Source organism: Synechococcus sp. WH 8016, assembly GCF_000230675.1.
Classification (GTDB): Bacteria; Cyanobacteriota; Cyanobacteriia; order PCC-6307; family Cyanobiaceae; genus Synechococcus_C.
Genome location: NZ_AGIK01000001.1, coordinates 799162 through 823781, shown reverse-complemented (window position 1 = coordinate 823781; position 24620 = coordinate 799162). Strand labels below are relative to the sequence as shown.

General features: G+C 54.1%; 28 protein-coding genes. 15 read left to right on the top strand and 13 right to left on the bottom strand.

The window, feature by feature from the left end:
- The first annotated feature begins 5 nt into the window (after window positions 1-5).
- The 3 genes from SYN8016DRAFT_RS04305 to SYN8016DRAFT_RS04295 are packed head-to-tail and all read left to right on the top strand — an operon-like array spanning window position 6 to window position 2119.
- Window positions 6-908, top strand: a complete 903-nt coding sequence (locus SYN8016DRAFT_RS04305) for a phosphoribulokinase (protein ID WP_006853064.1) — start codon at window positions 6-8, stop codon at window positions 906-908.
- Window positions 909-959: 51 nt separating this feature from the next.
- Window positions 960-1289 carry a hypothetical protein gene (locus tag SYN8016DRAFT_RS04300; protein ID WP_006853063.1) on the top strand — a complete coding sequence of 110 codons (330 nt, stop codon included), beginning with the start codon at window positions 960-962 and terminating at the stop codon, window positions 1287-1289.
- Between the two features lie 17 nt (window positions 1290-1306).
- On the top strand, window positions 1307-2119 hold the full coding sequence (locus tag SYN8016DRAFT_RS04295) for an A24 family peptidase (protein ID WP_006853062.1): 813 nt from the start codon (window positions 1307-1309) through the stop codon (window positions 2117-2119).
- A gap of 129 nt (window positions 2120-2248) precedes the next feature.
- Here the strand turns inward: SYN8016DRAFT_RS04295 and SYN8016DRAFT_RS04290 are convergent, their stop codons facing one another.
- A complete protein-coding gene (locus SYN8016DRAFT_RS04290) occupies window positions 2249-2647 on the bottom strand; it encodes a hypothetical protein (RefSeq protein WP_006853061.1) in 399 nt (132 codons plus the stop codon).
- A gap of 533 nt (window positions 2648-3180) precedes the next feature.
- Between SYN8016DRAFT_RS04290 and SYN8016DRAFT_RS04285 the strand changes: the two genes are divergently transcribed.
- The 5 genes from SYN8016DRAFT_RS04285 (at window position 3181) to fba (ending at window position 8130) form a co-directional block, all read left to right on the top strand.
- Window positions 3181-3639: an SET domain-containing protein-lysine N-methyltransferase gene (locus SYN8016DRAFT_RS04285; RefSeq protein ID WP_115070169.1), complete on the top strand. Its 459-nt coding sequence runs from the start codon at window positions 3181-3183 to the stop codon at window positions 3637-3639.
- A 339-nt stretch (window positions 3640-3978) separates the two neighbouring features.
- Window positions 3979-4857, top strand: a complete 879-nt coding sequence (gene accD / locus SYN8016DRAFT_RS04280) for an acetyl-CoA carboxylase, carboxyltransferase subunit beta (protein ID WP_006853059.1) — start codon at window positions 3979-3981, stop codon at window positions 4855-4857.
- A complete protein-coding gene (locus tag SYN8016DRAFT_RS04275) occupies window positions 4854-5252 on the top strand; it encodes a hypothetical protein (RefSeq protein ID WP_006853058.1) in 399 nt (132 codons plus the stop codon). The genes accD and SYN8016DRAFT_RS04275 overlap by 4 nt, the downstream gene beginning before the upstream one ends.
- A gap of 19 nt (window positions 5253-5271) precedes the next feature.
- Window positions 5272-6351, top strand: coding sequence for a Gfo/Idh/MocA family protein (locus SYN8016DRAFT_RS04270; protein WP_006853057.1), 1080 nt, complete (start codon window positions 5272-5274; stop codon window positions 6349-6351).
- Between the two features lie 705 nt (window positions 6352-7056).
- Entirely contained in the window at window positions 7057-8130 is a 1074-nt protein-coding gene (gene fba / locus SYN8016DRAFT_RS04265; RefSeq protein WP_006853056.1) for a class II fructose-bisphosphate aldolase, read from the top strand.
- Between the two features lie 100 nt (window positions 8131-8230).
- Here fba and SYN8016DRAFT_RS04260 read toward each other — a convergent pair whose 3' ends face one another.
- The 3 genes from SYN8016DRAFT_RS04260 to purS all read right to left on the bottom strand — a co-directional run bounded on the left by SYN8016DRAFT_RS04260 (window position 8231) and on the right by purS (window position 10330).
- On the bottom strand, window positions 8231-9211 hold the full coding sequence (locus SYN8016DRAFT_RS04260; protein ID WP_006853055.1) for an LD-carboxypeptidase: 981 nt from the start codon (window positions 9209-9211) through the stop codon (window positions 8231-8233).
- A gap of 208 nt (window positions 9212-9419) precedes the next feature.
- Window positions 9420-10079, bottom strand: coding sequence for a phosphoribosylformylglycinamidine synthase subunit PurQ (gene purQ, locus SYN8016DRAFT_RS04255; RefSeq protein ID WP_006853054.1), 660 nt, complete (start codon window positions 10077-10079; stop codon window positions 9420-9422).
- Window positions 10076-10330 (bottom strand): phosphoribosylformylglycinamidine synthase subunit PurS, encoded by a 255-nt coding sequence (purS, locus tag SYN8016DRAFT_RS04250; RefSeq protein WP_006853053.1) that lies wholly within the window; start codon window positions 10328-10330, stop codon window positions 10076-10078. The genes purQ and purS overlap by 4 nt, the downstream gene beginning before the upstream one ends.
- A 101-nt stretch (window positions 10331-10431) precedes the next feature.
- Here purS and SYN8016DRAFT_RS04245 point away from each other — a divergent pair, with 101 nt between their 5' ends.
- The 3 genes from SYN8016DRAFT_RS04245 to SYN8016DRAFT_RS04235 all read left to right on the top strand — a co-directional run bounded on the left by SYN8016DRAFT_RS04245 (window position 10432) and on the right by SYN8016DRAFT_RS04235 (window position 12082).
- Complete coding sequence (locus tag SYN8016DRAFT_RS04245) at window positions 10432-10776, top strand: hypothetical protein (RefSeq protein ID WP_253909811.1); 345 nt, start codon at window positions 10432-10434, stop codon at window positions 10774-10776.
- Window positions 10777-10790: 14 nt separating this feature from the next.
- Window positions 10791-11369, top strand: a complete 579-nt coding sequence (locus SYN8016DRAFT_RS04240) for an isoprenylcysteine carboxylmethyltransferase family protein (protein ID WP_006853050.1) — start codon at window positions 10791-10793, stop codon at window positions 11367-11369.
- A gap of 80 nt (window positions 11370-11449) precedes the next feature.
- Window positions 11450-12082 carry a L,D-transpeptidase gene (locus SYN8016DRAFT_RS04235; RefSeq protein WP_141561358.1) on the top strand — a complete coding sequence of 211 codons (633 nt, stop codon included), beginning with the start codon at window positions 11450-11452 and terminating at the stop codon, window positions 12080-12082.
- A 145-nt stretch (window positions 12083-12227) separates the two neighbouring features.
- Here the strand turns inward: SYN8016DRAFT_RS04235 and cobW are convergent, their stop codons facing one another.
- Both cobW and SYN8016DRAFT_RS04225 read right to left on the bottom strand, forming a co-directional pair.
- Window positions 12228-13310 carry a cobalamin biosynthesis protein CobW gene (cobW, locus tag SYN8016DRAFT_RS04230; protein ID WP_006853048.1) on the bottom strand — a complete coding sequence of 361 codons (1083 nt, stop codon included), beginning with the start codon at window positions 13308-13310 and terminating at the stop codon, window positions 12228-12230.
- Entirely contained in the window at window positions 13310-13828 is a 519-nt protein-coding gene (locus SYN8016DRAFT_RS04225) for a pentapeptide repeat-containing protein (RefSeq protein WP_006853047.1), read from the bottom strand. Before SYN8016DRAFT_RS04225 ends, cobW begins: the two co-directional genes overlap by 1 nt.
- A gap of 85 nt (window positions 13829-13913) precedes the next feature.
- On the opposite strand from SYN8016DRAFT_RS04225, the gene SYN8016DRAFT_RS04220 reads away from it, so the two are divergent.
- From SYN8016DRAFT_RS04220 to ilvD, 3 genes are read left to right on the top strand one after another with little or no spacing between them, the layout of a single operon-like run.
- Window positions 13914-14531, top strand: a complete 618-nt coding sequence (locus tag SYN8016DRAFT_RS04220; RefSeq protein WP_006853046.1) for a uracil phosphoribosyltransferase — start codon at window positions 13914-13916, stop codon at window positions 14529-14531.
- Window positions 14532-14555: 24 nt separating this feature from the next.
- On the top strand, window positions 14556-14846 hold the full coding sequence (locus SYN8016DRAFT_RS04215; RefSeq protein WP_006853045.1) for a hypothetical protein: 291 nt from the start codon (window positions 14556-14558) through the stop codon (window positions 14844-14846).
- A 53-nt stretch (window positions 14847-14899) separates the two neighbouring features.
- Entirely contained in the window at window positions 14900-16573 is a 1674-nt protein-coding gene (gene ilvD, locus SYN8016DRAFT_RS04210) for a dihydroxy-acid dehydratase (RefSeq protein ID WP_006853044.1), read from the top strand.
- Between the two features lie 27 nt (window positions 16574-16600).
- Here the strand turns inward: ilvD and SYN8016DRAFT_RS04205 are convergent, their stop codons facing one another.
- The 7 genes from SYN8016DRAFT_RS04205 to glpX all read right to left on the bottom strand — a co-directional run bounded on the left by SYN8016DRAFT_RS04205 (window position 16601) and on the right by glpX (window position 23549).
- On the bottom strand, window positions 16601-16990 hold the full coding sequence (locus SYN8016DRAFT_RS04205) for a hypothetical protein (RefSeq protein WP_006853043.1): 390 nt from the start codon (window positions 16988-16990) through the stop codon (window positions 16601-16603).
- Window positions 16987-17523, bottom strand: coding sequence for a CIA30 family protein (locus SYN8016DRAFT_RS04200; protein WP_006853042.1), 537 nt, complete (start codon window positions 17521-17523; stop codon window positions 16987-16989). Before SYN8016DRAFT_RS04200 ends, SYN8016DRAFT_RS04205 begins: the two co-directional genes overlap by 4 nt.
- Window positions 17524-17549: 26 nt before the next feature.
- Window positions 17550-18266 (bottom strand): 6-phosphogluconolactonase, encoded by a 717-nt coding sequence (gene pgl / locus SYN8016DRAFT_RS04195; RefSeq protein WP_006853041.1) that lies wholly within the window; start codon window positions 18264-18266, stop codon window positions 17550-17552.
- An 8-nt stretch (window positions 18267-18274) separates the two neighbouring features.
- On the bottom strand, window positions 18275-19693 hold the full coding sequence (gene gndA, locus SYN8016DRAFT_RS04190) for an NADP-dependent phosphogluconate dehydrogenase (RefSeq protein ID WP_006853040.1): 1419 nt from the start codon (window positions 19691-19693) through the stop codon (window positions 18275-18277).
- A 115-nt stretch (window positions 19694-19808) separates the two neighbouring features.
- Window positions 19809-21104, bottom strand: coding sequence for a glucose-1-phosphate adenylyltransferase (locus SYN8016DRAFT_RS04185; protein ID WP_006853039.1), 1296 nt, complete (start codon window positions 21102-21104; stop codon window positions 19809-19811).
- Between the two features lie 94 nt (window positions 21105-21198).
- A complete protein-coding gene (locus SYN8016DRAFT_RS04180; RefSeq protein ID WP_006853038.1) occupies window positions 21199-22512 on the bottom strand; it encodes a glutamyl-tRNA reductase in 1314 nt (437 codons plus the stop codon).
- A 32-nt stretch (window positions 22513-22544) separates the two neighbouring features.
- On the bottom strand, window positions 22545-23549 hold the full coding sequence (gene glpX, locus SYN8016DRAFT_RS04175; RefSeq protein ID WP_038013776.1) for a class II fructose-bisphosphatase: 1005 nt from the start codon (window positions 23547-23549) through the stop codon (window positions 22545-22547).
- 138 nt (window positions 23550-23687) lie between these two features.
- On the opposite strand from glpX, the gene rpe reads away from it, so the two are divergent.
- Window positions 23688-24356, top strand: coding sequence for a ribulose-phosphate 3-epimerase (gene rpe / locus SYN8016DRAFT_RS04170; RefSeq protein ID WP_038013773.1), 669 nt, complete (start codon window positions 23688-23690; stop codon window positions 24354-24356).
- The last annotated feature ends 264 nt before the right edge of the window (window positions 24357-24620 follow it).

The window sequence follows — 24620 nt, the reverse complement described above, 5'->3', positions numbered from 1 at the left end:
CGTCGATGTCGAAGCGTCACCCCGTCGTGGCTGTCACGGGTTCCTCAGGTGCAGGCACCAGCACTGTTAAGAGGGCTTTTGAGCACATCTTCGCTCGGGAGAACATCACTCCTGCAGTGGTGGAGGGCGACAGCTACCACCGCTTCGAGCGGATGGCGATGAAGACCGCCATGTCTGAATCGCTTGCGAAGGGTGAGAATTTCTCCCACTTCGGACCCGAAGCCAACCTCTTCGACAAGCTCGAAGAGCTCTTCCGCGTCTACGGCGAAACGGGTGGAGGTCAGAAGCGTTATTACCTCCACAGTCCAGAAGAGGCTGCTGAGCACAACGCTCGCCTCGGCGTGAACTTGGATCCAGGTCAGTTCACCCCCTGGGAATCCATCCCTGGTGGGACGGACGTGTTGTTCTACGAAGGCCTCCACGGTGGCGTTGTCGGAGACGGCTACGACGTGGCTTCCCTCGCCGATCTGCTGGTGGGTGTTGTTCCGATCACCAACCTTGAGTGGATCCAAAAGATTCACCGTGATAACGCTGAGCGCGGCTATTCAGCCGAAGCGATCGTGGACACGATCCTGCGCCGCATGCCGGATTACATCAATCACATTTGTCCCCAGTTCAGCCGCACGGATATCAACTTCCAGCGGGTGCCCACGGTGGACACCTCCAACCCATTCATCTGTCGCAACATCCCGACGCCAGATGAAAGCTTCGTGATCATTCACTTCCGCAAGGGAGCTCGTGAGAAGTGGGGAATTGACTTCAGCTATCTGCTGAGCATGATTCATGACTCCTTCATGAGCAGTCCCACCAGCATTGTTGTGAATGGAGGAAAGATGGGCTTCGCGATGGAACTCATCTTGACTCCCATCATTCACCGCATGATTGAAGAGCAAAGCAAGGTCTCCTGATTGCTTCTGCCGAACATCTTGAGCAATCACATCTATCGTGGACTCATCTGAATGATCAGGTGGGTCTTTTTTTTGTCCTCTCCCTCCTTTGAAATTGCAGGTGCCGGTGGATCAACAACTCCACCACCACGCTGGGACAGAGTGGATAGTCGTCGTCTGATCGCCTTGGCACGACGGATCTACTTCCGCTTTTTAAGTGATTCTGGGCAGCAACTTGAACCGATGGGTGTTGTTGTGAATGAGCGCTTAGATGAAGGCAGGGTTGTGTTCGAAAGCCCCACTCTGTTGCTACAAGAACATTTCATCAGCATCGATCTCATCGGCCGTCGGCTGCGTCGCCCGCGTGGCTGGCGAGATCGACCAAGAGGGTCAGGGCTTTGACCGGTTTGCTCAGCCTGATGCTTGTGGTGGGTGGAGCCTGTGTGGGGAGCTTCGCCAATGTGGTGGCCTGGCGGTTGCCGCGCCAAGAATCAGTGGTTTGGCCTGGTAGTCACTGTCCGAAGTGTGGTCAGGCGGTGCGCTGGCACGACAATGTGCCGGTGCTGGGCTGGGTGTGGCTTCGGGGCCGTTGTCGCGATTGCCATCAGGGCATCTCGGGCCGTTATCCATTGGTGGAACTCATCAGCGCCCTTCTTTGGTTGAGCGCGTTGTGGGGCCATGGATTGCTTGCCGCGTCTGATCAATTAGGCCTGGCCTTGCTCAATGTGTTGGCGGGGATTGTTCTGATCAGCGTGCTTTTGCCCCTGGTGTTGATTGATATTGATCATCTCTGGCTGCCCGAACCTCTTTGCAGAATCGGGGTGTTGCTCGGCCTTGCCTTCACGGGTGCTCTGTATCTGGTCATTCCAGGGCCGGAAGCGAGTGCCGTGCTCCTCAATCATCTGTTGGCGGCTTCCGCAGGATTGCTGGCGCTGGAAGGATTAAGTGCTCTTGCTGAGCGCATGCTGGGACAACCTGCGCTCGGACTTGGTGATGCCAAATTGGCAGCTGTCTCAGGCGCTTGGCTCGGCTTGGGCGGTGTCTTGGTTTCTTTGGCAATCGCCGTTTTTAGCGGTGCCTTGTTTGGCACGATTGGACGTCTGTCTGGACGGTTAGGGCCGAGACAGCCATTCCCCTTTGGCCCCTTTATTGCCCTTGGAATCTGGCTGACCTGGATCGGAGGTGCTGAGTGGTGGGGTCAGCAATGGTTCGGCTTGTTTGGGGGCATTTAAATCAACAGCTATTAGCACTTGTCCTTCAGCAGGAAGCAAGCTTTTTCTTGCTCACCAAATGAAGAGAGAGAATTCCCTCGATGTTGATCAAGCGGTGTTGATCAAGCGGTGTTGATGGCAAGGATGTGACTACTCAGACCCCTCATACCAGCCATCTTCTATCGCTCTGTGCCATTGATCGATGGAGGCAATGGCCAATTTCCTTGCAGATTCCAGTCCAGGCCAAAACATCAGGGTCAACAGTGTTCTTGCGCTGGTTGACTCGTAGATCTCTAAAGCTTCATTTCTACGGCTTTCAGGGTCAAAGATCACCTGTAAGTTGATCTCCCGATTGACCGTGATGTCCAGCCGGGACAGTCGTTTGGTGATCGTGTTGTCCAGATGGCCGAGATGACTGCAGTTGGTGCCCTCTGAGATGCTCCAACTCCCATCGGGGCAGGAACGTGACTCTCCTTTGACCCAATCGATTTTTTCGCCACCTGCTGACATCAGGGAGTGAATCACATTGTCGATCGTTTCAATAGGCATAAGTTCACGTCCAATTGCTTGTGTTTATGTATACAAAAATAGATTTTTTTGTGGCAGCTTATTCGCTCAAAGGAATTCCGTTAGGGATGAGATGCTCTGCTTGAAAGGTTGTCCTGCTTGGCTGAGGCTTGGAGCAGAAAGGTGTTGAAACTCTACGCTTTAGCCATAAAATTCAAGGCCTTATGCATAGTGCTTTTGCCAATTGATCGTAAAAGCCTAAGGGTGTTGTCGTTTGCTCTGGGAGAAGGTCGCCGTAAAGAGCGACTCGAAAATGTTTGAAGAGTTGGAGTGAATTTTGGTGATAACAATAATAGTTGAAATCGTGGCCTCTCGCGCTGTCTGCGTTGGAATAAGAACAATCAAAAGCTTTTACCAAAGCTTGGTTTTGCTTGAAAATTTATTTTTCATAGAGCGTGGAAAATTCATGCTAAGATAAAAATATTTATTGAAAAAATTGATCTATTAATGGGTACTATTGCTTATTGTAGTAACGTAAAAAGTGATGAAAATGAAGACGTCTTTAAGGTCCTATTTTGTCCGTTGGATATGAAATCAAAGTCACTCCGTTGAGAGGTGATGGGATATTTGCAACAAAGTCTTTCCAGGTTGGTGAAACTGTGATGATTGGGGTGATTGAAAAAGTCTTATCCGCAAATCACTCGCATGCTTCTCAGGTGTCGGCTTCTCAGCATGTTCAGCATGCGGGCTTGATCAGCAAAGTCAATCACTCATGCAATCCTTCCTGTGGTATCTCGCTGAATGCATCTGGAGCGCATGACTTTATTGCGTTTAGGGTTATCGAGAAGGGCGAAGAAATTACCTTTGATTATGCAATGAGGAATTATTCAATCGATTACTTTCCTGACCCTTGTTTATGTGGAGAAGTCACTTGTAGAGTCCATGTGAATGGTTGGAAGGGGTTATCAAGCGAAAAACGGCTTGAATACCAAGGTTTTGTAGCCCCCTATCTCTTGGCCATGATTGAGCAATAGAGCCTTTACAATCCTTGGCTTTTAGGGTCACTTTCGCCGAAAGGTTGACCCCTTGATTCACGGCTTGGTTCAAGGCTCGGTTCACGGCTCGTGGGCGATCACTGCTCGTTCTGCAAGGCCGTCAAGAGGGGTGAGCCAAGGAAGGGCTGACCTAAGCCTCAAGAAGACGGTCTTTCTGTGCCGAAGGATCCTCGATCTAGGATCGCGAAATCAATAGAAAACCTTTCCCCTCTTGCCTGGTCATTTGGTCCGTGCTTTTCAAAAGATACTGGTGCATGTATCGGCTGAAATCCACTGCGGCAGCTGGGATTGCTTGCCACTACTGCGGAGTCAAAAGTCATGAGCCTCTTCGACTGGTTCGCTGATCGCCGTAAGGGTCAGTACGTCGGCAAGGTGAATCAAGAACCGGATGAAGGGGATGGCCTTTGGAGCAAGTGCCCAGAGTGCGGTCAGGTGGTGTACCGCAAGGATCTGCTGAGCAACGCCAGTGTTTGCAGCAACTGTGGCTATCACCATCGCATCGATAGCACCGAGCGCATTGCGGTGTTGGTGGATCCCAACAGCTTCGTGGCGATGGATCAAGAGCTGCAACCCACGGATCCATTGGGTTTTAAAGACCGCAGGGCCTATGCGGATCGACTTCGCGAAACCCAGGCCAGCACAGGGCTTCGAGACGGTGTTGTCACTGGGCTTTGTGAGGTTGAGGGGATTCCGATGGCCCTTGCCGTGATGGATTTCCGTTTTATGGGCGGTTCGATGGGGTCGGTGGTTGGTGAAAAGATCACTCGCTTGGTGGAAGAAGCAACCGCCAAAAAGCTGCCGCTTCTGATTGTGTGTGCATCAGGTGGAGCGAGGATGCAGGAGGGCATGCTCAGCCTCATGCAGATGGCCAAAATTTCTGGTGCGTTGGAACGCCATCGTGAGGCGGGTGTGTTGTACATGCCACTGCTCACCCACCCCACCACAGGTGGCGTTACAGCCAGTTTTGCGATGCTTGGTGATTTAATTTTGGCGGAGCCAAAAGCTCTCATTGGCTTTGCTGGGCGGCGCGTCATTGAACAGACCTTGCGCGAAAAGTTGCCGGATAATTTTCAAACCGCTGAGTATCTACAAGACCACGGATTTGTGGATTCGATTGTTCCGCGAACGCAATTGCGCTCCACTCTGGCGAGTCTGCTCAGATTGCATGGCTGTGAATCTCGGGTCCCCAGCTCATGATTCCTGTTTTGGCTTCACGGTTTAGGGCCGTCGTTGTTCTTGTTTTGGCCCTGATTCTTTGGGCGGCTCCTGTTTGCGCAGGTCAGGTCGAATGGAGAGAAGTGCCCTCCAGTGGCGAGGGACAGCAATGGTGGGATGCTGGCAGTTTGCGGCTGAAGAAGGATGGCACCGTCTCCGTGCTGAGCCGCTACAGCTTGCGTCAGGAGGATGATCGCCCCGCCTTGGGAACCCTGGTGGTGATGGAGATCGACTGCAGCCAGCAGTTATATCGAGACAAGCAAAAGAATGGATTGCCCCAATTCAAAGCCGAATGGCAACCTTCTGGTTCTGACCCTTTGATCGACGGCGTTCTTTCCGGTGTGTGCTCATCGGACGAGCTTTCCGCGCTCTCCTGATCCCCACGCGGCTTTTCCTATGGCTCTCCCAACCTCAAGCCCATCCCCCATTGGAGTGGCCATTGCGGGTCTCGGCTTTGGTGAATCGGTTCATCTCCAAGCCCTTGCCTCTCAAGCTGATCTCAAGGCGGTAGCGCTCTGGCATCCCCGTCGTGATCGCTTGGATCAGGCCTGTCAGGAGCACAACCTTCCGGGTTATGACGATTGGGAGGCTCTGCTCAGCGACTCTCGCGTGCAGGCCGTGATTATTGCTACCCCTCCGGAGCCACGCTTTGCCTTGGCCCTTCAAGCGCTCAATGCCGGCAAACACTTGTTGCTGGAAAAGCCTGTCGCCCTCAAGGCGGAATCGGTGGCCGAGCTCCAACGCTTGGCCATTCAGAAGCGGCTCAGTGTTGCGGTGGATTATGAATATCGGGCTGTGCCTCTGTTCATGCAGGCCGCCAGGATGTTGGAGGCCGGTGCCGTAGGCACTCCCTGGCTGGTGAAACTCGACTGGTTGATGAGCAGCCGAGCCGATGCCTCACGACCATGGAACTGGTACTCACAACGGGAAGCCGGTGGGGGCGTGATCGGTGCCCTTGGGACCCATGCCTTCGACATGTTGGCCTGGTTGATCGGACCGATTCGATCCGTTCAAGGCCTCAATAGCGTGTCGATCAAGGAGCGCCCTCACCCCAGCGGGGGTATGGCTCCAGTGGATGCCGAAGATGTTTCCCTCATTCAGATGCAGCTGGATTGGCAGGGACGCACGGACCAAACGGTTCCAGCCCAGGTCAACTTGTCGTCTGTGGCGCGCAACGGTCGAGGTTGCTGGCTCGAGATCTACGGATCTGAAGGCAGCCTCACCCTCGGTAGCTCCAACCAAAAAGATTATGTCCATGGCTTTGGGCTGTGGCATACGCCCGCGGGAGAGCCCACACGCAATATTGAAGCGGACGTTGACTTCGTCTTCCCCACCACCTGGAGCGATGGCCGCGTGGCGCCGGTGGCTCGCATCCAGAGCTGGTGGGCTCAAAGTATTCGAACCGGAACCCCTATGGTTCCAGGCCTTTCAGAGGGTCTGCTTAGTCAGCAAGCATGCGATCAATCGATTGCATGATCCAATTGGATCGCACAGATTCTTGAAACAATGATCATTTTTTGCGGATCTTGATCACGGAGCTGGGTACAAATCTGGGTATCAATATTGGGCTTCGGCCAGGATTTTGTGGGTAGGTTTTGGTCTGCTTCATTGTTCGTGCATCATTCTTAGTTCTTTGTTACCCCAAGCTCTTTGTTATCCGGAGGTCTTTCTGCGTGTCCTCCAAAGAGTGCACGGCCCTCGCCAACATTTTTGGATGATCCATACATAATTAGGCGGCATTCATGGGGCAAAGACTGCTCCAACGCAAGAGCCGATTGTGCTTAGCAATCCGATTCTCAAATGGTTGCAAGCATGCGCATCAAGAGTTCGGGTGTTGTGTTGTTGACGAATGCACTTGGACTTGTTCTCTGATCAGTCGGGTTGCAAGGGCGTCTCTACACCTCAGCAACACGCGAGGTTTCGATGGGAGCGAAACATGGGCCAAGCCGTCTGTTGGTGAGGGCTTAGGCCATTTCAGAGGCCTCAAAAGCGTGCCGCTTAGCCCCCGAACCATCCGTGGATGAGCAGCTTTTCCGGGCGGTCCCCACTGCCTAATCGGTCAGTCGCTGGCACTCCAGCAGGATTTCTGCAACGGAGTGTCGTGACATTCACACGACTCAAAGGTAAAGTCGCGCGGTTACGGACCTATGTCCGTTGATCGGCCTTCGTTAGGACTTCACTATGGCGCTCGTTCCGCTTCGACTTCTGCTCGACCATGCCGCGGAAAACGGCTACGGCATCCCTGCTTTTAACGTCAACAATCTTGAGCAGGTGCAGTCGATCATGGAGGCGGCTCACGAGACTGACTCTCCTGTGATCCTCCAGGCTTCCCGTGGGGCTCGCACCTATGCAGGTGAGAATTTCCTGCGTCACCTGATCCTGGCTGCTGTTGAGACCTATCCCGACATTCCCGTCGTGATGCATCAGGACCACGGCAATAGCCCTGCAACTTGCTTCGGAGCAGCCGCCAATGGCTTCACCTCCGTGATGATGGACGGCTCCCTCGAGGCCGATGCCAAGACGCCTGCGAGTTACGACTACAACGTCAACGTCACGAAGGAAGTCGTGGACGTTGCCCATGCCATCGGCGTGAGTGTTGAAGGTGAATTGGGTTGCCTCGGCTCCCTTGAAACTGGCAAAGGCGAAGCCGAGGACGGACACGGTTTTGAAGGTGAGCTTTCCAAGGATCAGCTGCTAACCGATCCAGCTGAGGCTGCCGACTTTGTGGCCAAAACCAAGGTGGATGCCTTGGCGATCGCCATCGGTACAAGCCACGGTGCTTACAAGTTCACCCGCAAGCCCACGGGTGAAGTGCTCGCGATCAGCCGTATTGCTGAAATCCACAAGGCCATCCCCAACACTCACCTGGTGATGCACGGCTCCTCCTCCGTTCCCCAGGAATGGTTGGAAATGATCAACAAGTACGGCGGTGCGATTCCTGAGACCTACGGCGTTCCCGTGGAAGAAATTCAGGAAGGGATCCGTAACGGTGTTCGCAAAGTGAACATCGATACCGACAACCGTTTGGCCTTCACCGCGGCTGTGCGTGAAGCTGCGATGGCTGATCCTGCCAACTTCGATCCCCGTCACTTCAACAAGCCGGCTCGTAAGTACATGAAGCAGGTTTGTTTGGATCGCTACCAGCAGTTCTGGGCTGCCGGTAATGCCAGCAAGATCAAGCAGCGCGACATCAACTTTTACTCCGGCCTTTATGCAAAAGGCACCCTTGACCCCAAGACAGCAGTTGCTGCCTGATTTTTCGGTCAAAGCCAATCAATCGGGGGGCGTAAGCCTCCCTTTTTTAATGGGTTGATCGATGGGTGTCCTATCGAGGCCTCTCCTATCGAGGCGTGTCCTATCGATGGGTGCGCTCAGGATTCAGTTGCAGCGTTCCTCGGTTTGCGTCGAGCGTGGCTGCTGCACCAAGGGGGAGAGCCATGTTGGGAAGTCCATGCCCAAGGGGCAAATTCATGACCAAGGGGATGCCTAGATCAGAGAGCCGCTCCTCGAGGATCCCATCCATGGAGAAATCACCTGGCTCCACCTCCCCTTTCCAGCTGAACCGTCCCGTAGCCACGCCGGCAAGGCCACGAAGCAGCCCAGAGCTGCGCCACTGCGTGAGCATGCGATCCACTCTGTAGGGAGCTTCTCCCACATCCTCCAGCACCAGGATGGATCCACGCAGATCAGGCAACCAGGGTGTGCCAATCAAATGGGTTGCGACCGTGAGATTGGTCACCACGAGCGGACCACTGGCCACCCCGGGTCGTACGGCACGGCCTTGCAGTGGAGCGACCGGTTCTCCCTTCAGGAGATGGACCGTTCGCTCCCACTGTTGGTCCGGTCCAGTTGTGGATCCATGGATGGCGCCATGCAAACCCGCCGACCATTGCGCCAGCAGAATCGAGCTTGTGTCAGAAAATCCCAAGGTCCAGAGCGGTCGCTTGGGAAAGCGGAAGCCAACTTCTAAAACCCTGGCGCCTCCCCAGCCAGCACCGACATAAATCAGACCATCCAGCGAAGGATTGTTCCAAGCGCGCTCAAGATCATCGGCTCGCTGTTGATCGGTGCCTGAAAACCATTGCCATTGACGCCTCACTGATTCTGGGATCTCAAGCGTCCAGCCTTCAGCCTCACAACGCTGCACGAGGAGGCCAAAATCAGTATCAGGATCGATCCAAGTTCCGGCATTGACCGCCCGAAGCCTTGAGCCCCTTCTTAAAGGATTTAGGAAGGCCTTTTTTTGGGTCGATGCCGCCAATCCATTTGCAGAAAATGGAACGGCCATCGCCAAGGCCGCCGGGATTCCCAACATTAAAAATGATCGACGACGCATCAAAGGCCTGATTCCCCATTGGCCCCAAGTCTGACCATGCTATTGAGGGCTACATTCGATCTTTAGAAGATCTTATCTTTGACGTGCAAAAAATAATATTTTTCATTTATTGATGCAAGCGAATCAATGTGTTTGTTGAATTAATTTCAAGCCCGCATGGATAAAGAATCTTTTTGAATCCCTGTCTTCTTAGAGCTGATCATTCTGGTCATGATGGATCAATCAGCGCCTCGATTAATCGGCGTCCGTCAACGCCCCCTGTCGCAGGATCACAAGCCCGCTCAGGGTGAGGCATGAGTCCAAGAACATTGCCAGCTGGATTGGTGATTCCGGCAATATCGGCAACGGAGCCATTGGGATTGTTGGTGTAGCGCAGCGCGATGCCGTCACTGTCTTGAAGGGATTTAAGAGTGTCTTCGCTGCATTGATAACGGCCCTCTCCATGGGCAATGGGCAGCTGGATGTCACTTCCTGCTTTGAACTGAGACAACCAGGGCGTACGCGCACTCACCACCTCGAGAGGAGCGTCTTCGCAGATGAAATGGAGGCCGCTATTGCGGGTGAGCGCTCCTGGCAATAAGCCGAGCTCAGTGAGTACCTGAAATCCGTTGCAGATGCCCAGCACCCGCCCGCCCTTGTTGGCGAATTCGATCAACGCTCCCAGCACGGGAGCAAATCTGGCGATTGCGCCGCAGCGCAGGTAGTCGCCATAACTGAAACCTCCCGGCAGCACCACAGCGTCTAGGCCGCTGAGATCTGTCTCCTCATGCCAGAGGTATTGGGTTTGCATACCTAGGCATCCCTGCGTCGCCCAACGGACATCCCGGTCGCAATTGGAACCAGGAAAGACAACAACACCAATGCTCATGACAACTTGAGCTCCATGGTCCAGTTCTCAATCACAGGATTGGCGAGGAGTCGATCGCTCAAGAGTTCAACCTGTTGGCGTGCATCCGCTTCATCCGATGCCTCTAGCTCCAGCTCGACAGCCTTGCCGATGCGGAGCCGCTCGACGCCTTCCACCCCTAATCGGCTGGCGGCTGAACGGGTGGCCTCACCGGCTGGATCTAGAACAGAAGGGCGCAGATGCACCAGGACACGAGCTTGATAACGCGGCACTGGCTCGGAGCATGAATTGTTAAATCTTGGCAGGCCGTAGTCCCGTTCCAGTCACTTTCTCTTCAGGTTGAAAACAGACCACGACTCCATGTCCTTTGTCTGTGATCCCATCCATCGGATTCACACTCACTCTGATCACACCATTGGTGCTGATCGCACCAGGCATTGTTCGACCTGCACTTGCTGAGCCGGTGGCCGTCGACGTGGAGTGTCGCTGGAGTCACGAGGCCTGGGAACCATGCCGTTTTGAGGCCGATGCCGTTGGGAGCCGTTGGAATTTGGCGTTTAATGACCACAGGATTCAGTTTGAGCATGACGGCACTGGCTTGATGCGGATGCGGATCAATGAGCGCTCTTCTTGGAACAGCGTGCAGGCCAGTTGGAGTGAGGAAGGTGCGCTTTGCTGGGGTGAGGTCTGCGCTCGCGGCGACCTACCGATGGATTAATCCTGCGGATCACGATGGAAAAAAAGGGTCTTCCGCTCAAGGAGCCAGGGCAACAGGTTGATTGGCGTGAGAGCTTTCAGGGTTGGGGGCTGAGCTGGATTGGATTGCTCAACAATCAAAAGGGGGAGTGGTGGTTGCTGGCTCAAGTGGTCTTGATCTGTGCTCACATCCTTCCGAGCTGGTCCCCTGAGCTTCTCGATGCCTGGAGTTGGCCTGCATGGCTTCATGTCAGCGGGTTGATGCTGTTTGTTGTTGGGCTTGGCCTGGCTCTGCAGGGTTTCTTGGCGTTAGGCCCCAGCCTTTCTCCATTGCCGGATCCCAAGCCCAATGCAGCTTTAATCACGTCTGGGGTGTACGGCCGTTGCCGGCACCCTCTCTATCGCGCTGTTGTGATCTGCTCTGTTGGTGTCGTGCTTGCGAAGGGAAGCCTGCTTCACCTGGCGCTGTTTTTGCTGTTGGTTGCGCTGCTCAACAGCAAGGCCCACCGCGAAGAAAAGCGGCTTTGTGCCATCCATCCCGACTACTTGATCTATCGCTCCAATACGCCAGCAATTCTGCCCCGCATTCCTGGCTTGGATTGGCGCAAGGGCTAGGGCCAGCTGAGCAACCGTTTCTTTTTTTCAAAAGAACGCAAAAATCCTCTTAAGAAAGATGCGTTTTTCGATCATTTCGGATGCCTCGGTCTATGCCCTTTCAGCGGCTGGCGAGCAGGGCCACTCCTTCCCTGATGCTCTTCAGTGCTGTCTGCGTAGGTCTTGGGATCAGTGCTCCGAGTTGGGCCAACGACTTTGTGCTGAACAGCTCCGAACCTGTTGAGGTGAGTTCAAGGCTGCTGGCGATTTTGGAGCCTCCTGTCGCCATACCGGATCCTGAGCCTCAGCTCGTTCTTGGCCGCACCAAGAGACAGATTCGCTCCACAGGCGATCCCATCTGGGATTTAAGGCTTGAGATTCCGGGGGAACCGGCGCGTCATTTCGATGCAGTGAGCGGACGTGCCCATCGCCAGAACGCGGACCGTGATCAGATGGGCAGTAAGGCTCCCCTGCCAACGGGGAGCTACACCCTCGGACCAGTGGAACCCTTGGCCGATGGTGCTTATCCAGAATTAGGCCCCGTTTGGATTGGCATTGAACCAACCTTCACCACGGGCCGAAGGGTGCTCGGGATTCATCAAGACCCCAGCGCAGGGCTCAATGGAAACAGCGGAACCTTGGGATGTATTGGGCTGATTCGTAAACACGACATGTTGGAACTGTCTCAGCTAATCAAAGGCCGTGATGTGCGTTTATTGGTTGTTGAAGACTGAGCAAGCAAAAAGATTCAGAGCTTGTTTTAAGCAAGCTGCATATAAGTTTCTTTGAATATCTGTTAGCGATTGAAGTCGTATTAGGGTCTGATGGCTCTGTTGATTCGTTCGTTTTAGGGGGATGCTTAAGAGCTTTTGCCAGAACTTATTGACTCGCCTGAAGCAGGAGAGTTGTGAGTTTTTCAGAGGCCTTTGGATCAAATCCGATCACAACCAGATCCACGCCAGATTGATTTTGGGGAGTCCAGGCTTGATCCGGAGCGGCTTCAAACCAAGTTTCTAAGCGGGGACCAACCATTTGGACTTGCAAAGGAAGGGATTTGCCAGGCAACCAGACCCGTCCCTTCAGGCGCACGACCTGATGCTCAGTCACAAAGGGAGGAAGGATGCGTTCAAAGTCCGCACGTTGAATGACGCCCTCGAAACGAACATTTCCGCCCACCACATCCAAGTGCGTGTGATCGTGATGATCATGCGCATGTTCATGTTCATGTTCATGTTCATGTTCATGTTCATGTTCATGTTCATGTTCGGCAGACGTCTCACGCTCGACTCCCAGAAGCAAACTCGGCTCCACTTGCCCGCGAGTCATCGGGATCACCGATGTACCGGATCGTAGTTTGGGGGCAAGCGATTGCTGAATCTGGTCCAGTTCGTTGGGCTCTAAGCAATCAGAACGACTGACCAACACCAGGTCAGCGGATTGAAGTTGATCAGCGAACAACTCATCAATGGCGGTGAGGTGGTCCAGGCTTGGGTCTTCCTGTCGTTGCCGCTCCAAGGCCTCAGGATCTCCCACGGGGCTTCCGTTGTTCAGGGCTTCCCCATCCACAACAGTCACCACGCCATTCACGTGAACACGAGCCCGGATCGCGGGCCATTCGAGGGCCTGCAACAAGGGCCTGGGAAGCGCCAAACCACTGGTTTCAACAACGATTCCATCGAGCTGATCAGCGCGAGCGAGCAGCGTTTCCATCGTCGGTAGAAAATCGTCCTGCACTGTGCAGCACAGACAGCCGTTGTTCAGCTCGACAAGACGCCCATCGATTTCATCTTCTGGGCAGAAGCCGCAACTTCGGATGAGATCGCCATCCAGGCCCACGGTTCCAAATTCGTTGACCATCACCGCAAGGCGTTGGCCGCTGTTGATCAATAAATGGCGCAACAACGTTGTTTTCCCGGCTCCGAGAAAGCCGGTAATCACCGTGACTGGAAGGCGTTCAGACATCAGCGGCACCCCAGGCTTTCGCGGGTGCTCACGCCGCTGACACTATTCACGCCACTGGCACGACCACAGAGGGCTTTCATTTGCGTGAGGTCGATGACGGCGTTGGTGAAATCCGTTCCTTCAATGCGCGCATCCACAAACCGGCTTTGCATCAGCATCGCGTTCGTGAAATTGGCGTCGCTGAGGTCGGTTTCATCAAATCGACTGGAGAACGCCACCACATCTTCAAGGTTCGCTCCATGGAGATCAGCGCCCTGCAATTGAGAGGTGTTGATCACAGCTCCGCGTAGGTCGGTGTCACTGAGGTCCACACCACGGAGGTCAGCTTTCAAAAATTCTTTTTCTTTTAAATCTCGGCCATGCATGTCGTTGCTGATGTCTTGCACCGCAAATTGACCACGCAATTCAGGCGCCGTGATGGCTTGAGCAGCGAAGGGAAAAGAGATCAAGCTCGACGTAAGAAGCAACCCGAACAGAACGGATAACAGTTGCTTGCGGAACAAATCGGGAAGGGGCATCAGATATGGATGCAGCCGGCTTCAGGTTGCAGCTGCCGTAACTTGTACGGTCACGTTATGGCAGACAGCTGCCCCTCCACGTGCCATGGCCAAAACCTTGAGGGTGGTTGTTCCCCCCCATCCACTCATTGCTCATTGGCTCACGATGTTGCGCCACGCCGGCACACCACCGTCGCTGTATCGCACAGCGCTCGAGGAGTTGGGACGTTGGCTCACCTATGAAGCGCTGAGGGATTGGCTTCCCCATCGTCGTGAACAGGTGCAAACCGCCCTTGAGCTCACGGAAGGCACCGTGATCGAAACGGGTGTTCCCTTGCTTGCCGTGCCTCTCCTCCCTGGTGGGCTGATGCTTTGGGAAGGGGCAAGGCAAGTGCTGCCTCACGCAGAGCTTTGTCTGGGTGGCCTACCTGAAACCATTGAGGCCAACGCCGGTCTCGTCCTGCTGCTGGATCAAATCAGCGATGCAGAGGATCTTCTCGGCTTGATGGAAGAGCTTGTGGCAAAAGGTGTTGAGAGCCGAAGGCTTCGTGTGATTTCAGCCTTAACAGCCAGCCCGGGGCTCAAACGACTGGGGGAAACGTTTCCCGAACTCACAATTCATACCGCCTGCATTGATGAAGAACTCAATGCAAATGGTCAAATTTCTCCTGGGATTGGCAACACATCTCAACGGCTGCAAATCAGAACAGCTCCCTCGACCTAGGCTTAAAAAAATCCATCGGCGGCGATGAGCAGGCAGCAAGAATCCACCTCAGGAACACTTTTCACACTCCTGAGCGGAGCCCTCATCGGGGCAGCAGGTGTGGGGTGGTGGCTGCTCACCGAAGCAGAACGTCGTCAGCGGCTCAAGCGTCAGCGTTCCATGCTCTACGCGCCAAGGATGCAAGACGGCAGTGAAGCATTTGAGGCCAATCAATACGCCAATCGCGATGATCAGCTGGAACATCGTGTTGAGCAGCTCAATTCAGCCATCTCTGATGTTCGGCGTCAGCTTGAAGACCTCGGTTCAAAGTCGTAATCTCCACGGCCGGTAAGTTGGGACCTCTCCCAATCTGCGATCCAGTCGTTGCCATGCTTCGCTCAGACGCCGTCACTCAAGGCATTCAGCGCTCACCCAATCGAGCCATGCTGAGAGCGGTGGGCTTTGGTGACGACGATTTCGGCAAGCCAATCATCGGAATCGCCAACGGCTACAGCACCATCACACCGTGCAACGTGGGATTGGATGGGCTATCCCGCCGCGCTGAAGACGCTGCTCGAAAGGCTGGGGGCATGCCTCAGATGTTCGGCACGATCACTGTGAGTGATGGCATTTCTATGGGCACCGAAGGAATGAAATATTCCTTGGTGAGCCGTGAGGTCATCGCCGATGCGATCGAAACGGCCTGCAATGGCCAGAGCATGGATGGCGTTCTTGCCGTTGGTGGCTGCGATAAAAATATGCCTGGCGCCATGTTGGCGATGGCACGCATGAATATTCCCTCGATCTTTGTGTATGGGGGAACGATTAAGCCTGGGAAACTTGGAGGTTGTGACCTCACTGTTGTGAGTGCTTTTGAGGCTGTCGGTCAGATTACAAGCGGGAAAATTGATGAAGAGCAGCTGACAGCGATTGAAAAAAATGCTTGCCCTGGTGCTGGCAGCTGTGGAGGGATGTTCACCGCCAATACGATGAGTGCCGCGATTGAAACGATGGGGCTGAGTCTTCCCCATAGTTCAACAATGGCGGCAGAAGATGAGGAAAAGGCAGAGAGTGCGGCCCGGTCTGGAGAGGTTCTGGTTGAAGCGATTAAAGCCAATATTCGCCCCCTTGATCTACTCACGCGTGAAGCCTTTGAGAATGCGATCAGTGTGATCATGGCGGTAGGCGGCTCCACAAATTCTGTGTTGCATTTGCTCGCCATCGCACGCACCGCTGGCGTGAATCTCAGCATTGATGATTTTGAAATGATCAGAGAGCGTGTGCCTGTGATTTGCGACCTCAAACCGAGCGGTCGTTTCGTCACCGTGGATCTTCATCAGGCTGGCGGTATTCCACAGGTGATGAAATTGCTCTTGGATGCGGGACTTCTCCATGGGAAATGCCGCACGATTGAAGGCAAAACATTGGAGGAATTGTTGGCAAATATCCCCTCAACACCTCCTGAAGGGCAAGAAGTGATTAGGCCCTTGAGCAATCCTCTTTATGCAAAAGGTCACCTGGCGATCCTGAAGGGAAATTTGGCAAGTGAAGGAGCTGTCGCCAAAATTAGCGGGATTAAAACACCCGTCTTAACGGGTCCTGCCCGCGTTTTCGAAAGCGAAGAGGATTGTTTGTCCTCGATTATTGGGAAACACATTCACCCAGGTGATGTGATTGTGATTCGCCAGGAAGGTCCAGTGGGAGGACCTGGAATGCGTGAAATGTTGGCACCAACCGCTGCCATCGTTGGGCAGGGATTAGGGGACAAAGTGGCCTTGATCACCGATGGCCGATTCAGCGGTGGAACCTATGGCTTGGTTGTTGGCCACGTGGCACCAGAAGCGGCCGTTGGCGGAGCCATCGGTCTTGTGATGGAGGGGGACAGCATCACCGTGGATGCCAATCAGAATCTTCTTCAACTCAATGTGGATGACGCTGAACTCGACCAACGCCGTCGCATGTGGTCTGGTCACACGCCCAAATACAAGACCGGAATTCTTGGCAAATACGCTCGACTTGTTTCAAGTTCGAGCCTAGGTGCGGTAACCGATCAGCCTGATTAAGGCACTTTTAGAGCGGTGGATTCATCATCAATCCCCATGGGATTGATTGACAAGTTGTGCCCTCAGTCTGCGTGCCATCGCTTCCAATGGTTGGCCATCGGCTGGGGCCGTGCAGCGCATGCCGTTGTCTCCATGCATCCAAACGGGATGTTGTCCCTGCCAAAGCATGGGGCGCTCAGCTTGATCACACCAACTGAGCATGAGATTCACATCATTGCCGCTCCGATAGATCTCGAGTTCTAGATCCATGGCCTCCATGCGAGAGCCGGATGCATCACGGGTTTCGATGCGAACGAAGAGATCGTCAATGCTGGACGTTGACGCATCTTCGTCCGCGTGAATCGGAACAACAGCATGTTGATAAGGCTTGCGGCAGAGATCAGCCGTGTGGGCAATCACAACAGCTAAATCAATCATTTGTAGGCTTCGATGGAATGAATCAGAATCCGGATTGCACCCGCACGGAAGCCTGGATTGGCCGATCCCGCTTCATCAAACCGGGAATGGAGCACTTGTAAGCGAGTGATCGCAGAAGAATCAAAGCGCAAAGGCAGCCCAACCGGTTTGGCACGGACCACGGGCTGAAGATCTTTGAATGCAATCTCGGCAACGGTGGTTCCTTCCGCTTCCGTTGGCACGGGCATCACCCAGCGCAGCCCCCCTGGAATCATCTCTGTGAGTCCCATCAATCCATCAGCGCAGGCCACTGCAAATTTCAGGGTTCGCCCCTCCCCTGCAATCGTTAAGCGCAACCCACTGAACGCCGAAAGATCGAGTGGTGGTCGCAACAGCGGGGAGCGGCAACTCACAAACCCCCCTCCATCGGCGATCACCTCACCTTCCAGCAATAGGCCTTCAGGCGTGAGGCGGCAGCCGGCTTGGCTTCTCCCCCCCATGATCGTGTCGTTGAGCGTGGCCCACGAATCGAATGAGACACGGGGGATGGTCATCTCAACCCTGCACAAGGAATGCTTATTTAAAGACCTTCGCTGGCAGCTTCGTCGGTAAGAACAATGATTTCTGCCTCGGGTTGGACCAACTTCGCAGGCGTTCGTTGTGCGGACTCAGCTGGATCGAGCAAGCGACGCAGGGCTTCCTGTTTATTGGCACCACTCACGAGGAACATCACTGTTCGAGAAGCGCTGAGCACCGGAGCGGTCAGGGTGATGCGCTCCAATCCCTTGCCCCGCCCGATCGTGGTCCAACGATCACGGACGTTAGGAGCCTCAGTGCCCGGGAAGAGTGAGGCGGTATGACCGTCATCCCCAAGACCCAACACCATCATGTCGAAGATCGGTGGTTCGCCACTGCAATGCTTGGCAATCAGCTCTGCGAAAGCCTCGGCGCTGGCTTCTGCTGAGGGAAGCTCCACTGTTGGAACAGGGTGAAAACAGGCCGCTGCACCGGGCTCACCGGGTTGGAGCAAGGTGGAGCGGAGCATGCGGGCGTTGCTGGACGCATCATCAGCAGACACCCAGCGCTCGTCCCCTAAAAACACATCCACACGATTCCAGGGCAGGTGTTGCTGCCCCAACCGCTGATAGGCCGGGGAGGGAGTGGTCCCTCCAGATAGAGCAATCTGAGCACGATCCCGTTGATCGAGTGCTAGCTGGATGGCTGTGGCGATGTATTCAGAGGCCCGCAGGGCTAGATCCTGGGGATCTCGGGCCCGTTCAATGCGATAGGAAGCCATCGGTTCGTTCAATCCAACCACTCGGTATGGAAACTACCCTCCTTATCCACCCGTTCATAGCTGTGGGAGCCAAAGCAGTCACGCATGGCTTGAACTGCATTTTGAGGCAGACGAGCGGTGCGGTAGCTGTTGATGTAGTCGAGGGTGTTGCTGAGGCAGGGCACAGGAATTCCCGCTTCAGCTGCACCTGCAACAACTTTGGCTAAACCAGGAAGTCGGGTGTTGACCTGATTGGCAAACCAAGGATCAATGAGCAGATTGTTCAGCTGCGGATCGGTTGTGAAGGCATCCTGAATACGCTTCAGAAGTCGGGCGCGAATGATGCAGCCACCCTTCCAGATCTGAGCGATCGCGGGCATGTTCAAGTTGTAATCATGCTCTGCGGAAGCGATCCGTAGAAGCTCCATGCCTTGGGCGTAGCTGGCCATGCAAGCGAGCACCATCGCATCCATCAGCGGTGCCATTCCATCGGCAGGGGTACCGAGATCAAAGGGTTTGACCGCGGGACCTTTGAGGATGGTTTCCGCTTTGACGCGCTGATCTTTCATCGAACTCATCACGCGGCCATTGAGGGCTGCATAGATGGTTGGTACGGAAGCACCCATCTGCAAGGCACTCACCACAGTCCATAAACCCGTGCCTTTTTGCCCAGCTTTGTCCTGAATCTTTTCGATCAGATCGCTCCCATCATCGGGATCCTTGGTGCGCAAGCAGACCTCTGTGATCTCAACGAGGTAAGAGGCGAGTTCCTCGGTGCTGTTCCAATGGGCAAAGACGTCGGCCATCTGGGTGCCATTCATGCCCCCAACTCTCTTCATGAGGTCATAACCCTCGGCAAGGATTTGCTCGATGCCGTACTCGATGCCGTTGTGGACTGTTTTGACGAAGTGTCCTGATCCGCCTGGGCCGATGTAGGTGACACAAGGACCGTCTTCGACTTGGGCCGCCATTTTGGTGACCAGGCTCTCGATCGCGTCGTAAGAGGCCTTGGTGCCGCCGGGCATCATGCTCGGACCTTCTAGAGCGCCTTTGGCACCTCCAGACACGCCCATGCCGATGAAGCCGAAGCTTTTGCTTTCCAATTCGGCCACACGACGCTCTGTGTCGCGATATTCCGAGTTGCCCCCATCAATCAAGAGATCTCCTTCATCTAAAAAGGGAGAAATCTGTTCGATGACGGCATCAACAGGACCCCCCGCTTTCACCATCATCAAGATGCGGCGAGGTCTTTCTAATTTGTTGACAAAATCTTGAAGGTCGGTGGCACCTTGAATGTTTTTACCAGCGCCACGACCTTTCAGAAAGTCTTCCGTCTTTGAATAAGTGCGGTTGTAAACAACACTCGAAAAACCGTTGCTCTCAGCGTTGAGAACAAGGTTTTCGCCCATCACGCCTAGACCGATAAGACCAAAGTGAGACTTGGACATCCAAAACTGCGTTCACTGAAGTCAGTGTGACCACAGGATCAAAAATCGGCTGCGAATTGGCCCATCTCTGTCAGGAATAAGAGATGGAAGCGCCAATCCTTCGTTCACTTTGTCCTCAAATCACTGTGTCGTCGGCAATCGATGCATTTTTAACGACAACGACGATGCCATTACGTATGTAGAAGCCGTGTTCAGGACGATCAGCTTCTTCCACGTGATCCTTATTCACGATGGTGACGTTTTTACCAATACGGGCATTCTTATCAAGAATGGCGCGCTTCACAGTGGTGCCCTCTCCAACGCCGACAGGAATACCGCCTCGCGCTCTCAGGGTTTCGCGTTCGCTTTGCGATTCAAAGAAGTCAGCTCCCATCAACAACGAATCCTGGAGGACCACATTGTTTTCCACGCGACTACGCACACCAAGGACGGAGTGGTGAATGCTGCAGGCCTTGATAATCGATCCCTCACTAATGATCGAATCTGTGATCTGACTGTCCACAAACTTGCTTGGGGGCAAATACCGCGGGCGGGTGTAGATCGGGAATGCTTCGTCGTAGAAGCTGAATGGAGGGGTTGGCTGCTGCGTTAGGGCCAGATTGGCTTCATAGAAGGCACCGATGGTACCGATGTCTTCCCAGTAATCATCAAAGACATAGCTCTTGAGGACGTCACCCCGTGATAGCGCTTCTGGGATCACCTCTTTGCCGAAGTCCTTATGGCCGGGATTGGCGTCGAGCAGATCGAAAAGCGTTTTACGACTGAAGACGTAAATGCCCATGGAGGCGAGGTAGGGGCGCTCCTTAGAGGACTCAGCGCTGAGGCCAAAACGGGACGTGTCAACGGCCATTTCCTTTAAGGAATCGCCTTTGGGCTTCTCGCGGAATTCCTTGATGTTCCCATCGTTATCGGTTCGCATTAAACCGAACGCTTCGGCCTGGGCAGCGTCTACGGGCAGTGCGGCAACGGTGAGATCGGCGCCGGTACTGCGGTGATGCTCCACAAAACGGCTGTAGTCCATGCGGTACAGCTGATCACCGGAGAGGATCAGATATTCATCCACATCCCATTCGCTAAACAGGGTTTGGTACTGCCGCACCGCATCAGCCGTTCCTTCAAACCAGGAGGGGCTATCGAGGGTTTGTTGGGCCGCTAAGACTTCAACAAATCCTTGCCCAAATCCGGCATTGAGGTTGTACGTCTGGCTGAGGTGGCGATTGAGTGAAGCGCTATTGAATTGCGTCAACACATACATCTTGTTGATGCTGGAGTTGATGCAATTACTGATTGGAATATCAATAAGGCGATACTTGCCCGCCAAGGGCACAGCTGGCTTGGCTCTCATCTTTGTGAGTGGTTGGAGGCGGGTTCCAGCCCCTCCCCCGAGAATGATTGCCAGTACTCGCTTCATGCCGCTCCCGCCTTTCGGCTATGCGTTGCAAACTTACTGGACTTTTCGCTCTCAAAACCAACCCTTGGGCCAGATCGTGGAGATTGAAAGGGAATCAATCTTGACCGGCTGCTCCAGAGTCCAAATCAAAGATTTTTTCCACCACCTGAAGAGCCTGTTGACGTTCGCTGCGTTGCTGGGGACAGCGGAGCTGGGTCACAGGGGTGTGGAGGATCTTGTTGATCATTCCCTTGGTTAACGCTTCCACCACCTTGCGTTCTCGCGCTGAGAAATCAGGACCCATACGGCTCAGCGCTTTGGTGAGTTCCTCGACCCGAATCTCCTCGAGCGAGGCTCTTAACCGGTTGATGGTGGGCACGGCCTCCAGGCTGTCCCACCATTCGAGGAAGAGGCGTCCCTCCTCTAAGAGCAATCCTTCAGCTTCCCGTGCAACCTGCTGCCGCGCCTCTTGGTTGCGCTCTACCACCTCTTGAAGATCGTCAACATCGTGGGATTCCACCCCAGACACATCGCGCACATCGGAGGCGATGTTGCGGGGCACACCAATATCAATCAGTCGCAATGAACTGCGGCGATTGAGACCGTTCAATCGGCTGGCATCAATGATCGGGTCATCGGCTGCCGTGCTCGTAAACACCAACGAACAGGTGCTCAAGCACTGATCAAGGGCGTCGAGTCCCCGGCACTGAATGGGCAGGTTTGGAAAATCAGTTGCGAGGGCTGAGGCCCGCTCGATGGTGCGATTCAGCAACACCACTCCAGAGGCTCCCTTCGCTTGGAGGTGTTGGAGCAACAAACGGCTCATCCGTCCAGCACCAACAACGGCGATCTGCTCGGTTTCAAGCGTGACCAGGGCATCCTGGCCGCGCGATTGCCCAAGCTTGAGTTGAGCTAATTCCACGGCTGCGGAGCTCACGGACACAGCTCCGGTGCTGAGGTTGGTTTCCGAGCGGACACGCTTTCCTGTGCTGACAGCTTGTGTCAGTAAACGGTTCAGGATGGGGCCGATCGATTTGTGCTCTTGGCCCAGGCGCATCATCTTCTTGACCTGGGACAAAATTTGTCCTTCACCAAGAACGAGGCTGTCGAGCCCTGCCGTCACGCGCATCAGATGCGCAATGGCTTCGTCGTGGTGATAAGTGAAAAGGTGCGGAGAAAGATCACGGCTTTCCAAGCCGGAGTGGCCACTCAAAAAATCGCGGACGGCAGCAATCCCTAAATCCGGGTTGCGCACCAGGGTGTAAATCTCAAGTCGGTTGCAGGTGCTGAGGATGGAAGCCTCGAGCACCTGCTCATGATTTCGCAGGTTTCCTAGGGATTCCTCCATGGTTTGCTCAGGAATACTGAGCTTTTCGCGCACTTCGACCGGAGCCGTTCGATGACTGAGGCCGACGACGGCGATATGCATGGAGAAATCCCTCTGTTGCTGCGAGTCGTGAATCAGTTCAAAGCGATGCTTTGAGCTCCATCCTTCATGTGGATGGTGTTCGTGAAACTGCAGGTGTTGTTCAGGTTGCTGATGATCAAGCTGCTCGTGCGGGTGCAATCAGCTTCGAACTTCACTCCGTTGAAAAGAAGACCATCTGTGATGCCGCTACCGGCGAACACAACGTGCTCTCCGCAGGCGAGCTCACTGGCCTCATACACCTTATCGGGGTCGGTAATGCCCATTTCTGCGAGACGGGCGAGATTGCCTTCCTTCGTCATGTCTGCCCACTCAGATGTCTGAGCAATGGCAGGGTCATACACCAGTTGTCCCTGGAAGTGGCCGCCAAGTGCGCGCATGGCGGCAGCGGAGATCACACCCTCAGGAGCGGCACCAATGCCCATCAAGCAATGGGTTCCGGTTCCAGCAAAACCACAGGCAATCGCTGCTTGCACGTCACCATCGGAGATGGGCTGAATGCGAGCACCCGTGGCGCGGATTTCAGTGATCAGATCTTTGTGACGCGCACGATCCATCACAACAATGGTGAGCTCATCAGGAGCAAGACCCAAGCACTCACTAAGGATTTTGATGTTTTCAGTCGCAGATTTGCGAATGTCAACTTTGCCCTTTGCTGCTGGTGGCGCAGCCAATTTCTTCATGTAGAAGTCGGGAGCGTTGAACAAACCACCACGGTCGGAGGCTGCGAGAACGGCCATGGAGCCGCGCTGGCTGTAGGCACAAAGGTTGGTGCCTTCGCAAGGGTCAACAGCGAAATCCACGCCAGGACCAGTGCCGGTTCCGACTTCTTCACCGATGTAGAGCATGGGAGCTTCGTCGCGTTCGCCCTCCCCGATCACAATGCGGCCCTGCATTTGGATTTGATTCATGCGCTTGCGCATGGCATCAACAGCCAAAGCGTCCGCTTCATCCTTCAGACCTTTGCCGGAGAGCGTGGCGGAAGCGATGGCGGCCTGCTCGACGATCTCGAGAATTTCCTGGATGAGAGTGCGATCCACGTAAGTGCTGCGGGGGTTAAAGAGAGGCTTTGAGGAGAAAGCCTGCAACAGCAGGGATTTCTGTCTCATATGCGCGGCTCACTGTATCAGTGGTATCAGCGCTCTTTACAATCGACCGATCCCTTAGCCGACTCCGCCATGAGCACCAAACCCCTGGTGATCTCTCCATCGATCCTGTCTGCTGACTTTTCTCGCCTAGGTGAGGACGTCAAAGCTGTTGATGAGGCAGGTGCTGATTGGATTCATGTCGACGTCATGGATGGTCGATTTGTTCCCAACATCACGATTGGCCCTCTGATTGTTGAGGCCTTGCGTCCGGTGACGAAAAAACCTTTGGACGTGCATCTGATGATTGTGCAGCCTGAGAATTACGTCGAAGATTTTGCGAAAGCTGGGGCAGATATTATTTCTGTACAAGTTGAGGCTTGTCCTCATTTACATCGCAACTTGGCTCAAATTAAAGACCTTGGCAAAATGGCTGGGGCTGTCCTTAATCCCAGCACGCCACTTGATACGCTCGAGTACTGCTTAGAGCTGTGTGATCTTGTTTTGATCATGAGTGTGAACCCCGGTTTTGGCGGACAAAGTTTTATTGATAATCAAGTCAAGAAGATCAGTGATCTACGTCGTATGTGTGATGAAAAAGGCCTGGACCCCTGGATTGAAGTGGATGGTGGCGTGAAGGGTGGAAACGCATGGAAAGTGATTGAAGCTGGTGCTAACGCAATCGTGAGTGGCTCTGGGGTGTTCAATCAGCCTGACTATGCTGCGGCTATTCAGGGAATTCGTAATAGCAAGCGCCCATAGTTTCCTGGTTAGCAGCAAACGAGCACATTGTTGTTGCTATAGATTTTTTTTGTGTGCTCTTCTCAACCTCTGCCTAAGGGCAGGGGTTTTTCTTTTGGAAAAAATGAAGGTGAGACTTGCGCAGAGTGATCTGACAAGAATGCAAAGATCGACGTTGGTTTCAGTTGATTTGGTAGCTAGTGATGAAAGGTGATTCTTTATTTACGAGACGATTACCGATGACTCCTTGTTGATTAAAGCGGTACGTATTTGGTAATTTCTTGG